We start from the raw sequence: 11,571 nt of genomic DNA, 5'->3' as shown, positions 1-11,571 counted from the left end.
TGTTGCTGGTTTTTATTGGCGGCAGGACAACAAGAAGAAGAAAAACGATAAAAAGAAAACAAAGAATAATAACCACAAGAAATAAGTAGCTTTAATAACTAGTTATTTGGTAGAAATAAGTAACTAATCTTCAAGTTGGTTACTTATTTCGTTTAATAAACATCCATTGTCTATGAATGCATTTGAAATACACGGCGGTAAGCGATTAAAGGGAGAGATCATTCCTCAAGGAGCGAAAAACGAAGCGTTGCAAATCTTGTCGGCTGTACTGTTAACCGAAGAGAAGATGACCATCAGCAATGTGCCTGACATCAAAGATGTGAACAAGCTGATCGACTTGCTTGCTTCTTTAGGAGTGGAAGTCAACAGAGTCAACCAAGATACTTACGAGTTCCAGGCTAAGAACATCAACATAGATTATTTCACTTCGGAAGAATTTAAGCAGAAGGGAGGAGGACTTCGTGGTTCTATCATGATCGTAGGACCGCTTTTGGCGAGATTTGGCAAAGCTGCCATCCCTAAGCCGGGAGGTGACAAGATAGGGCGTCGCCGTCTGGATACACACTTTTTAGGTTTTGAAAAACTCGGTGCTAAGTTTGTTTATGATGCAGAAAATGAGTTTTTCAATGTGGATGCTTCCGCCTTGAAAGGTACCTATATCCTTTTGGATGAAGCTTCTGTTACAGGTACAGCCAATATCGTGATGGCGGCAGTATTAGCCAAAGGAACTACAACGATCTATAATGCGGCCTGTGAGCCTTACCTGCAGCAGTTGTGTAAGATGCTGAACCGTATGGGGGCCAAAATATCAGGTATAGGTTCGAATCTTCTTACCATAGATGGGGTGGAGCGTCTGGGCGGTACAGAACACCGCATGCTTCCCGATATGATTGAGATTGGCTCTTTCATCGGTATGGCAGCGATGACAGGATCGGAAATTACGATTAAAGACGTGTGCTACGACCAATTGGGGATTATTCCTTCCGTTTTCAAGCGTTTGGGAATCCAAATGGAGCTTCGTGGTGACGATATCTATATTCCTGCGCAGGATCACTATGAAATAGACACTTTCATCGATGGATCTATCCTTACTATCTCGGATGCCCCATGGCCAGGTTTTACCCCTGACTTGTTGAGTATAGTTCTGGTGACAGCTATCCAGGCCAAAGGTAACGTGTTGATTCATCAAAAGATGTTTGAAAGCCGCCTTTTCTTCGTGGATAAGCTGATCGATATGGGCGCACAGATCATACTTTGTGATCCACACCGAGCAACGGTAATCGGATTGAATAAGCAGACGCAGCTGCGTGGTATCTCCATGTCTTCTCCGGATATCCGTGCCGGTGTTTCTTTGTTGATTGCTGCCCTTTCGGCGCAAGGAAAGTCAACGATTTTCAATATTGAGCAGATCGAACGTGGATATCAACATATCGAAGAGCGTTTGAGAGCCTTGGGTGCAGATATCAAGCGTATAGAAGCGCAGCCCTTGAGTCATTAAGGAATTGTCGTCTTAATGTTATTTATTTTGTAATACGATAAGAATTAACAATATTATTTTTATTATTGGTAGTCAAACTATTAATAATACGAGTTCGAAGATGAGGAAAATTACATTATTAGCAGCTACGGCTGCCCTAGTTTTAGCTTCATGTGCTGGAAATCCGGAAGGGAAAAAAGCTGATACAAAAGACTCTGTAGTTGTTGAAAATCAAGTTTCAGGAGATGCATTTACCGTAGACACAGCTCAATCTTCTGTGGTGTGGACAGGAACTAAGGTTACTGGCTCTCATACAGGAACGGTAGCCATCAAGTCAGGTAATGTCATTGTAGAGAATGGCGTTATCAAGGGAGGTAAATTTGTGTTGGATATGAACACTATCAGCTCCACTGATTTGGAAGGTGAATGGAAAGAAAAATTGGACGGCCACTTGAAAGCTGATGATTTCTTTGCTGTGGAAACGTACCCTGAGGCTTCTTTCGAAATTACAGAGGTGAAGGCTGGCGCTACACCTTCAGATTTAGTGGTGTCAGGCAACTTGACTATCAAAGGTATAACTAAGAATATCACTTTTGACGCTAAAGCTGAAGAGGTTACAGATAATACAGTAAAATATTCAGCAGATTTCAACATCGCCCGTGAAGATTGGGGGGTAACTTATGAAGGCAAAAAAGATGACTTGATTTCTAAAGAAATCAATTTCAAAGTGAATGTGGTAGCGAATAAATAATTTTGACTTTCTACTATAAACAAAGGCTCTGTAATTCTACAGAGCCTTTTGTGTTTTCTAATGTATTTTATTCTTCAGCCTGTAGTAGCTGTTTGTCGTATAATTCTGCGTATTCACCGTTGAGAGCTAGTAGTGTTTCATGATTACCCTCTTCAATAATTTTTCCGTTGTCTAAGACGATAATGTGGTCTGCATTCTTAATGGTAGAAATGCGGTGGGCTATGAATATTGACGTTTTATTCTGCATGATACGACTGAGGTTATGCAGAATTTCCTCTTCGGTTTTTGTGTCTACAGCCGAAAGACAGTCGTCGAAAATCAGAATCTCCGGATTTTTCACTAATGCTCGAGCTATGGAAACGCGCTGTTTCTGACCTCCAGAAAGGGTGATGCCGCGCTCGCCGATATGGGTTTCAAAACCATGTTCGAACGCTTTAATATTGTCGTAAACAGCAGCTTCTTTTGCTGCCTGTTCTATTTGTTCTGTGGTGAACTTATCTAGCCCGAAAGCAATGTTGTTGGTAATGGTATCCGAGAATAGGAATACCTGCTGTGGTACAAAACCTATCTGTTTCCGTAAGTTGCGGTAATCGTATTCTTTGATGTTAATCCCATCGTACCGGATGTCGCCCTGGTCCGCATCGTACATGCGCATCAAAAGGTTTGCCAAGGTACTTTTGCCGGATCCTGTCTTGCCGATGATAGCTACGGTTTGTCCAGCCTTTACGGTAAGGTTGATGTTGTCCAGCGCTTTTATGCCGGTATCCGGATAGGTGAAAGAGACATTTCGTAGTTCGATGTCACCAGATAGGGACCGACGGAGGGATCCATTGGTGATTTCGGATTTTGTATTGAGAAACTCGTTGATGCGTTTTTGGGATGCGGCAGCACGCTGTATCAGTGAGGTCACCCAGGCTAAAGCCATAGCAGGAAAGGTCAGTTGGTTAACATAGATGATAAACTCTGCAATGTTTCCTGCCGTTATGTTACCGTTGTTGACTTCAATACCTCCTATGTATACGGTGATGATGGTACTGAATCCCACTAAGAAGATAATCAAGGGGAAAAAGATGGCTTGTACGCGCACCAAGTCCAAGGCCGATTTTCTATAGGTGTTGCTCTCTTTAACGAATTCATCAATTTTGTTTTGCTCCTGCACATAAGTTTTTATAACCCGGATGCCGGAAAATGTTTCCTGCACGAAAGAGGATAACTTCGACAGCTGTGCTTGGATACGTGTGCTTCGTTGGTTGATGATTTTGTTAATGAAAAGTATAAGCAACGATATGATGGGAATAGGCAAGAGAGCATAGGTAGCCAGCTTAGCATTCACATCATACATGGCATAGATGATCATCACCGATAGCGTCACGGTATTGATAGTATACATGATGGCCGGCCCCAGATAGTTGCGTACTTGGTTTACATCTTCCGTAGCTCGGTTCATCAGGTCTCCCGTGTTGTTTTTGCGGAAGAAGGCAAAATCCAATGATTGATAGTGCTGATAGATTTCATTTTTCAGGTCATACTCTATATATCTGGAGACAACAATGATAGATTGACGCATCAAAAACAAAAATATACCCCGAAGAAGAGCCAATACCAATACTATTATTCCGAAATACAGAAGACTTTTGCCGATGGTGCTGAAAATTGCAGCCTGACTGTCAAAGTCGTTGTAAAGCTTGTATAGGTCAATATTTTCTTTCACCAAGTCGAAAGCCTCACGGATAACCTTAGCAGGCAAGACACCGAAGAAGTTGGAAATGATGACGAACAACACTCCCGGAATCAGACGCCACTTATACTTGTAAAAATATTTATTAAGATATGATAGCTCTTTCATATTATTTTAACAAAGGTACTGCTTTAAGTTTAAAATTATGTCGGTCAAAAGTAGGATTTAGGTAATAGTTTCATAAATAAGTTAAAAGCCATTTTTAATACGATTTATTTGTTATTTTTGTACATCCTATTTTTGGATGATTTAGAATCAATATTTGGTATGCAAAACTCCACTATTTTTAATCTTATGTCACAGGCGGATCATCAGAATCTATTTTTCTGCAATGATCCACAGGTTGGTCTTAAAGCAATTGTAGCTATTCATGACACAACGTTGGGACCGGCGATTGGCGGGGTTCGTATGTTGCCTTACGAATCTGAGAAGGAGGCTATCGAAGATGCGTTGCGTCTTTCTAAAGCCATCACTTACAAAGCTTCATTGGCGGGGCTGAATCTAGGAGGTGGATGTGCTGTCATTATAGGAAACAACCGTACCGATAAGTCGGAAGTGTTGATGCGCCGTTTTGGTAAGTTTGTCGAAGGCTTGAACGGTAATTTCATTGCTTCTATCGATGTAGGAACAACACAAAAAGATTTAGAATATATATATGCGGAAACCAACTACGTAGCAGGTCTTCCAACTTCTATGAATGGAGGAGGGGATACTACGGTTTTTGCTGCCCGCGGCGTATTCTATGGAATCAAGGCCGCCATCAAAGAGCTGTATGGTGACGATTCTTTGGCGGGACGCAAGGTGGCCGTACAAGGTGTTGGCTCGGTGGGCGAACATTTGGTTTCTATGCTTAGAGCTGAAAATGCACGTGTTTACGTGTCAGACATGACGGAAGAACGCAAGATGAAGGTTGCCGCTAAATACAAGGCAGAGCCTATTCAATATGCTACAAGCTACGAACTGGACATTGATGTTTATGCCCCTTGTGCTTTGGGTGGAACCGTAAATCCGGATACCGTACCTAAGATGCGTTGTAAAATCATTGCCGGATCGGCGAACAACCAGCTGAAGGATGAGGAAACAACCATTCAATTGTTGAAAGAACATAACATCCTCTACACGCCGGACTTCTTGATTAATGCCGGAGCCTTAATCAGCTGTTATTCTGAACTTGAAGGCTATGGTACCGAACGTACAGAATCGTTAATACGTAATATCTATACAGCAACACGTCATGTGTTCCAACTTGCTAAAGAAAAAAATATCACAACATATGAGGCAGCGAAACAGCTAGCAGAAAAACGTATTTCCGATATGGCTAAGCTTAAGAGATAACAGCATATTGTTATTCACAAGGAATCGTTCTTTATAAATAAATCGTTCTTATACTTATGTTAAATAGAAGACACCTTAGAGTTAAGGTAATGCAGACGCTATACGCGTACAGTTTATCGGAGGATAAACAAATTAAGGATTTTGAGAAGGTACTTTTCAAGAGTGTGGAAGAGGTAAATGAGATGTACATCTGGACATTGAGTTTACTGGACGAAGTGGCAGAATATGTAGTCATAGATGCTGAAAGTCGTGCCGCAAAATATCATTCCAACAGAGAAAGATAGAATGTTGACTACCAAACTCAATAGCAATACATTTATTGAGTCACTGCGTCAAAATAGAGACTATCTGGAGTTGGTAAAAAAATATAAGGTGTCGTGGGATTTTGATCCTGAAATCGTGCGTTCTGTCTTTGCTAAACTGAAAGATTCGGATACCTATCTGGAGTATCTTCAACAGGAAGACAGAAGTATCGCTGCCGAAAAAGATATCATTAAGTATATCTTCAAAAAAATCATCCTAAAGTCGGTGGATATCGAGCAAGTCTTTGAAGAGAAATTTATCAACTGGTCGGTAGACAAAGAGGTGTTGAAAGCTATGGTTGCAAAAACATTCAAGAACTTCAGTTCGGAAAATCCGACACAGAACAAACTTGCCGACCTCACACCAAATTGGGATGAAGATTCGGAATTTATTTCCAATCTGTTCAAAACAACAATACGCTATGCGGACGAATATCATAAAATGATTGCCGAAAAGACAAAAAACTGGGAGGCCGACCGTATAGCACTTATGGATACTATTTTGATGCGAATGGCTATAAGCGAAATGCTGAACTTTCCATCAATACCGGTGAAAGTGACGATCAACGAGTATATTGAATTGTCAAAAACTTTTAGTACCTTGAAAAGCAATACATTTATCAATGGTATTCTGGATAAAATACTCGCTGATTTGAACAAAACAGGGACGTATTCATAAGTCCGGAAGAGGATTAAAAGACGAATAAAACTATGAAAAAACTTTTATTTGCCGGTTTAGCACTTTCGATGTTGATGGCGTGTAACAACAGCCAACAGCGTGAAAACAGTAACAATGCTGATACGATAGAAAACAATGTAGAAGAACCTAAAGGAGGTAAAGGAAAGATTGTCTTTGCTGAAGAGGTATATGACTTCGGAACCATCAAAGAAGGAGAAGTCGTAGAGCATGTTTTCAGATTTACAAATGAAGGGACAGAGCCTGTCATCCTAGCACAGGTGACAGCATCTTGTGGATGTACAACTCCGGATTATACTTCCGATCCTATCTTACCAGGAAAAGAAGGAGAGATCAAGGTGAAGTTCAACAGTGCAGGGCAGGGAGGAGTACAACAGAAAATCATTACCGTATCTTCGAATGCTGAAAATGCAGTGACAACTGTGCAATTAAAAGGAACTGTAGAAAAGTAACATATTAAAAATTATGATATCGACAATTTTATTACAAGCTAGCGGCGGTTTTATGAGCATGTTGCCGATGGTACTAATCATTGTAGTATTCTACTTCTTTATGATTAGACCACAGATGAAAAAGCAGAAGGAACACAAGAAATTTATCGAAGAACTTACTGTAAACTCTAAAGTAGTTACTACAGCAGGTATTCACGGCCGTATTGTCGAAGTTTCAGATACTACCTTCTTAATCGATGTAGGTTCTGGCGTGAAAATCCGTTTCGACAAGTCAGCGATTTCTTTGGATGCTTCTAAAGCTCTAAATGCGAATACGACAAAGTAATTAAAAATAAATCAAAGGAAGTCAAGCCATTCTATCCTGTAGAATGGCTTTTTTATTTTAACTTTGTGATATATGAGGCAGCGTAGATTTAACAAAATACAGCGAAGGAAAATCAATATTTTTCTGAGATGTCTTATTATCTCTTTCTTAGCTTGGCTGCTTATCGCTGTCTCCAACCAATATACTTTCACAATTAAGGCAGGAATTCAGTATGTCAACCTTCCGGAAAATAGAGCTTTTCATCCATTACAGTCCGATACGGTAAATATAAAAATCAAGATGAGCGGATGGCATGTGCTGATGTCCAAGCTTAATGCCGATACGGCTAACATTCAGGTGGATCTGAGTGGGTTGAATACCCGAAATTTTATCGTTTTCTCTAATCAGATTGGATTTATAAACAAACAGTTCCCCAATGAGAAACGTGTTATTGCGGTATCTCCTGACACCTTGTTTTTCGACTTTTCAAGGCAGATACAGAAAAAGGTGCCTATACGTGTGCCGACGGCTATCTCCTTCAAAAAGCAATTCAGCATCATAGGCGATACTAGGACAACCCCTTCTATCGGTAACCATAACGGGCCCCACAGAAGACATACGAAATATCGAGTATCTCGAAACGGATACCATCCGTGGCGAACAGGTTTTCACTGACATACGTACCATAGCGCGCATAAATACACGCAACAAAGCTAACATCACCATTTATCCGCGTATGACCGAGGTAGTCATCCCCGTGGGGGAGCTGACGGAAAAGATCATCGAGGTGCCTATAAAGACAATCAATGCCAGCCGTTATACGTCTGTACGCATCATTCCTAGTAAGGTGATGCTTACGGTGATGGTGTCCCTGAAGGATTATGCTAAATGGACTTCCAGCGATTTTGAGGCCGTAGTAGACTTAAAACATTGGGAAGATAAGCATGTGAAAAGTTTGCCTGTTCGCATTGTCAAGATGCCTGATTTTGTACAGATTGTTAAGATAGAACCACAAAATGTAGACTTCTTCATTCGCAAGTAATTTATGAAATCCATAAAAGTAGGTATAACAGGGGGTATCGGTTCAGGAAAGAGTTTTGTTTCTAAGATTTTCAAAACGTTGGGGGTTCCTTTCTATGATGCGGACAAAGAAGCAAAAAGACTTATGAATACGCATCCCCATATTAGAGAAGGGTTGATGCAGGCTTTCGGACCGCAGGTCTATGATGCACAGGGAATGTTGAACCGCAAATGGCTTTCCGAACAGGTATTCAACGACAGCGATAAGCTACAACAACTTAATGGTATAGTGCATCCCATAGTAATCCAAGATGCGGTAGATTGGTCGCAACGACAAACCTTTCCCTACAGTCTCAAAGAGGCTGCACTGCTATACGAAAGCGGTTCTTACAAGACGTTGGATTTTACTATTCTGGTTGTTGCTCCGCAGGAGCTCCGCATTGCTCGTGTTATGGCGCGCGATGGCGTTTCACGTGAAGATGTTCTGGCAAGGATGCACAAACAGATGACAGATGAAGAGAAAAAGAAATACGCTAGCTTCACCATAGTCAACGACGGCAAGCAGCCTTTGATTCCACAGATTTATACTATACATCAACAGTTAATAAACATTCATGGTAAATAAGGATATTTTAGAGGATTTTATCATAGAGGATGAGTTTGGGTTTTACTGTGCGTATGGGGACTTTTATATAGATCCTAAATATCCTGTGACCACTGCGGTGATTTCTCATGCGCATGGAGACCATGCTGTGCCAGGCCATGCATATATCTTCGCTACAGCTCCCACTGCAGCTTTCATGCAGTACCGCTTTGTGCAGCAGCCTATAAAATCTTACCATATTAAGCAGTTTAAGGAAAAATTTTATATCGGAGAGGTGGAAATAGAGTTCATCCCAGCCGGACATATATTAGGCTCGGCACAGATAGTAATGACCTACCGAGGAGTCCGCTATCTGTATACGGGAGATTATAAGCTGCAGGAGGATCGTACCTGCGAGCCAATAGGTTACATGCAGGCCGATGTCCTTATTACTGAAACTACTTTCGCCAATCCTGAGATAGTCCATCCTGACCCTGTCGAAGAAATTAAAAAGCTTAACACTACCTCTTTGAATATCATGCTGGGCTGTTACAGTCTGGGGAAAGCACAACGTTTAACATACCTTATCAATATCCACTGTCCTGATAAAAAAGTCTATACTCACCATTCTATCACTCCTATACATAGGCTTTATAATTCCTTAGGCTTTGTGAAGTTGAATTATGAGATATACAATCGCAAAATATTAAAAGAAGGGCAGCATAAGGTATACTTGGTACCACCTATTGCTTTCAATAGTTATTTTCGGGCTAAAAATATCGTCCGTGTGTTTGCTTCGGGCTGGGAGCGTCTCCAACACGCCAACGATATGTCACTTTATATTTCAGATCATATAGACTGGCGGGAGCTCAATATTTATATAAGTAAAGTACAGCCGCGTGAAATTTGGACCGTACACGGAGACGGCTCCCTACTGAAAGAACATTATGCCGATAAGATCATTGTCCGAAATATTTTCAAGAAGAAGCGTAGCGTATAACGGTTTAAAGTTTTTTTACAGAAAATTAAAGTACTCTAAATTTTGTCTTTTCCGCAATCTTATTAATTTTGGAATATAAACCTAAAAGCACCACAATATTTAGATATTCCGAAATTCATTATGATACCATCTTGGCAGAAATTTATTGATGGCGACATAGAATCATTTCAAAAGATCTATACTACTTATGTAGATGATCTGTTTGATTATGGGATGAACATCTGTGGTGATAAAGAGCTCGTATTGGATTGTATTCACGATTTGTTTGTCCGGTTATTTGACAACAAGCGCATAGCGAAGAAGGTTAACATCAAATTTTATTTGTTTGCTTCTTCTTAGGAGAGATATTCTTCGCTCTAAAAGTAAAGCCGGCCGGTTTATTTATGAAGAAACTTTAGAAGAATGGGAACTGGCCAATTCTTACGAACTCAACCTCTTTAGCGAAGGTGGCGTAGAACTTGACATACAGCGGCTACGAGAGAAAATCGAAAAACTTCCCAAGAGACAGAAGGAAGTGCTTTATCTCAAGTATTATGTAGGCTTGAGTTATGAGGAGATAGCAGAAGCGATGAAAGTCGACATAGCTTCCTGTCGTACACTGTCTTTCCGTGCCATACGTCAGCTCAAACTCGAATTTTCTACACTTAAATCTTTTCTTATTCTTGTCTAAAAAACTCTTCAGCAAGCCGCTTAAGGCTGTTTAGTGCATTTTATTTAGAGCTTTCAAAAAAAAATGAAATTTTTTTTTGAAAAAAATGTCTATAAAATTGTTGTGGCTTGCTCTATATAGAAAAAGCTAACGTGAAAAAGACGGAAGAACCAATTCATAACCTATTCCACGATAAGAAACAGCAGCTGGATAAGCAGGAAAAGGATAATCTTTTTGCCCAGATTGTCAAATCGGGAAGGAGAAGACGTATAGTGCGTTGGAGTAAAACCTTCGCTATACTGGTGTTGTGTAGTCTTTCCGGACTATGGTTGTATTATCAGAGCAACATTATGAAGGAAAGTCCATCTCTTAGTGTGGTAGAAGTATCTGAAAAGCATAAAGAACTAGTTCGAGGCAAAGAGGAGACCACAATTTTGAGTGCTGATGCGAGAGGAAATGCATGGGAAATATATAAGGAAGGATGGCAACAGATGGCCAACCTCGATTCTATACATATTGATGCTATAGATACTCGTGAAGCGGAATATACTACCATATATGTGCCCTATGGATCTCGTAAAGAGATAATTATGTCAGACGGCTCCAAAGTATGGCTTAATGCAGGTTCTTTGTTTACTTTCCGAAACAATATGTTGCAGCACGATAGAGAAACCTATTTGGATGGAGAAGGATATTTTGATATTGCAACTAACGGCAAGCCCTTTACGATTCATACATTCAACTCGGAGGTTAAAGTGTTGGGAACTAGTTTTAATCTGTCTTCTTATGAAGAAGATAAGATGACCTCACTAGATCTCATTACGGGAAAAAGTCCGCTTAGCAGCAGACAATAACGAATTTAAGGCGGTAGGATAGCGGTAAGCAGGTCGACGTATAAGCTATGAATGAACTAAAGGTGGTGACCTTGGAACCGTACAATCTAAAGGAATGATATCATGTGGACCAAAAAGCAATTGGTCATTGGACAACTCCACACTTCCATATCTGATTTCGAGGTTGAAAAATATATAATGTAGAGATAGTACTTTAAGAAAAAAAATTAAGGATGACGAACCTTATTCCGGACGTCTGAATTTGGACGTAGATGTAGTGACGGCGTTAAAGAGTATTTATAGAATTTAGAAATTATGAAATCAGAACTAGAGGGAAGAAGGKTAATACAATAGACGAAACGTATAGTAAAARAGATAACAGAAGAGCCGCCACTCTTCTGTACAACTTGTAAATAAAATCGTTTAACAA

General features: G+C 40.3%; 15 protein-coding genes. 14 read left to right on the top strand and 1 reads right to left on the bottom strand.

Annotated features, from left to right (window positions below; genetic code table 11):
• The first annotated feature begins 172 nt into the window (after positions 1-172).
• Both murA and SD31_RS11990 read left to right on the top strand, forming a co-directional pair.
• The gene (gene murA / locus SD31_RS11995; protein ID WP_039054307.1) at positions 173-1,498 is read left to right on the top strand and encodes a UDP-N-acetylglucosamine 1-carboxyvinyltransferase; all 1,326 of its coding nucleotides are present in this window, start codon (positions 173-175) and stop codon (positions 1,496-1,498) included.
• Positions 1,499-1,598: 100 nt separating this feature from the next.
• A complete protein-coding gene (locus tag SD31_RS11990; protein ID WP_039054306.1) occupies positions 1,599-2,228 on the top strand; it encodes a YceI family protein in 630 nt (209 codons plus the stop codon).
• Between the two features lie 67 nt (positions 2,229-2,295).
• Here SD31_RS11990 and SD31_RS11985 read toward each other — a convergent pair whose 3' ends face one another.
• A complete protein-coding gene (locus SD31_RS11985) occupies positions 2,296-4,074 on the bottom strand; it encodes an ABC transporter ATP-binding protein (protein WP_039054305.1) in 1,779 nt (592 codons plus the stop codon).
• A 159-nt stretch (positions 4,075-4,233) separates the two neighbouring features.
• Here SD31_RS11985 and SD31_RS11980 point away from each other — a divergent pair, with 159 nt between their 5' ends.
• The 12 genes from SD31_RS11980 (at position 4,234) to SD31_RS15570 (ending at position 11,162) form a co-directional block, all read left to right on the top strand.
• Complete coding sequence (locus SD31_RS11980; protein ID WP_039054304.1) at positions 4,234-5,301, top strand: Glu/Leu/Phe/Val family dehydrogenase; 1,068 nt, start codon at positions 4,234-4,236, stop codon at positions 5,299-5,301.
• 89 nt (positions 5,302-5,390) lie between these two features.
• Positions 5,391-5,585 carry a hypothetical protein gene (locus SD31_RS20990; RefSeq protein WP_316929868.1) on the top strand — a complete coding sequence of 65 codons (195 nt, stop codon included), beginning with the start codon at positions 5,391-5,393 and terminating at the stop codon, positions 5,583-5,585.
• Position 5,586: 1 nt separating this feature from the next.
• Positions 5,587-6,282, top strand: coding sequence for a transcription antitermination factor NusB (gene nusB / locus SD31_RS11975; protein WP_316929867.1), 696 nt, complete (start codon positions 5,587-5,589; stop codon positions 6,280-6,282).
• Between the two features lie 32 nt (positions 6,283-6,314).
• Positions 6,315-6,752: a DUF1573 domain-containing protein gene (locus SD31_RS11970; RefSeq protein ID WP_039054303.1), complete on the top strand. Its 438-nt coding sequence runs from the start codon at positions 6,315-6,317 to the stop codon at positions 6,750-6,752.
• Between the two features lie 13 nt (positions 6,753-6,765).
• Positions 6,766-7,077, top strand: coding sequence for a preprotein translocase subunit YajC (gene yajC, locus SD31_RS11965; protein WP_039054302.1), 312 nt, complete (start codon positions 6,766-6,768; stop codon positions 7,075-7,077).
• Between the two features lie 72 nt (positions 7,078-7,149).
• Positions 7,150-7,731 carry a hypothetical protein gene (locus SD31_RS19325; RefSeq protein ID WP_231561544.1) on the top strand — a complete coding sequence of 194 codons (582 nt, stop codon included), beginning with the start codon at positions 7,150-7,152 and terminating at the stop codon, positions 7,729-7,731.
• A 61-nt stretch (positions 7,732-7,792) separates the two neighbouring features.
• A complete protein-coding gene (locus SD31_RS19320; protein WP_231561542.1) occupies positions 7,793-8,098 on the top strand; it encodes a hypothetical protein in 306 nt (101 codons plus the stop codon).
• 3 nt (positions 8,099-8,101) lie between these two features.
• Positions 8,102-8,701 carry a dephospho-CoA kinase gene (gene coaE, locus SD31_RS11955; RefSeq protein WP_039054301.1) on the top strand — a complete coding sequence of 200 codons (600 nt, stop codon included), beginning with the start codon at positions 8,102-8,104 and terminating at the stop codon, positions 8,699-8,701.
• Positions 8,691-9,659: an MBL fold metallo-hydrolase gene (locus tag SD31_RS11950; RefSeq protein WP_039054300.1), complete on the top strand. Its 969-nt coding sequence runs from the start codon at positions 8,691-8,693 to the stop codon at positions 9,657-9,659. The genes coaE and SD31_RS11950 overlap by 11 nt, the downstream gene beginning before the upstream one ends.
• Before the next feature lie 120 nt (positions 9,660-9,779).
• Positions 9,780-9,998 (top strand): RNA polymerase sigma factor, encoded by a 219-nt coding sequence (locus SD31_RS19315; RefSeq protein ID WP_231561541.1) that lies wholly within the window; start codon positions 9,780-9,782, stop codon positions 9,996-9,998.
• Entirely contained in the window at positions 9,985-10,329 is a 345-nt protein-coding gene (locus SD31_RS19310; protein WP_231561540.1) for an RNA polymerase sigma factor, read from the top strand. Before SD31_RS19315 ends, SD31_RS19310 begins: the two co-directional genes overlap by 14 nt.
• A 131-nt stretch (positions 10,330-10,460) precedes the next feature.
• Complete coding sequence (locus SD31_RS15570) at positions 10,461-11,162, top strand: FecR family protein (RefSeq protein ID WP_231561539.1); 702 nt, start codon at positions 10,461-10,463, stop codon at positions 11,160-11,162.
• Positions 11,163-11,571 lie beyond the last annotated feature (409 nt).

The organism is Sphingobacterium sp. T2 (assembly GCF_000814685.1).
GTDB classification, from domain to species: domain Bacteria; phylum Bacteroidota; class Bacteroidia; order Sphingobacteriales; family Sphingobacteriaceae; genus Sphingobacterium; species Sphingobacterium thermophilum.
Note: the sequence above shows the minus strand (reverse complement) of the source record. Positions and strands in the feature narration are given on the sequence as shown.